Origin of the sequence: Chryseobacterium sp. SIMBA_029 (assembly GCF_046535275.1) — a bacterium.
In the GTDB taxonomy this organism is placed as follows: domain Bacteria; phylum Bacteroidota; class Bacteroidia; order Flavobacteriales; family Weeksellaceae; genus Chryseobacterium.
This window is the reverse complement of record NZ_JAWRXA010000317.1, coordinates 1-272: the sequence shown is the minus strand read 5'-3', so window position 1 is coordinate 272 and position 272 is coordinate 1. Positions and strand designations below refer to the sequence as shown.

At 45.6% G+C, this 272-nt stretch carries 1 pseudogene; it reads right to left on the bottom strand.

The features are described from left to right. A pseudogene (locus tag SB679_RS24270) lies at positions 1-219 on the bottom strand (TPM domain-containing protein); the annotation flags it as partial. Positions 220-272: the final 53 nt, after the last annotated feature.

Here is a 272-nt window from a genome sequence, read left to right as displayed (position 1 = left end):
AACGAAGCCGCCAGGATAGTTTCTGCGTCCTTTGCGTGTAATAATAACATCATCGTCATCGTCATAATTTCCACCGCCGCCACCGCCACCACGATTACCGAAAAGAATGGCAATCATGATGAAAATAACAAAGGCTATAATGACAATTTTAAGAGCGCTTCCATCCCCTGAATGGGCTGTAGTGGCTTCAGGTTTGAATTTTCCCTTAACGGCCTCCATGAGGGCTTAGGTACCACGATTGATCCCGTCATACCAAAGGCCTCTCTTAAAAT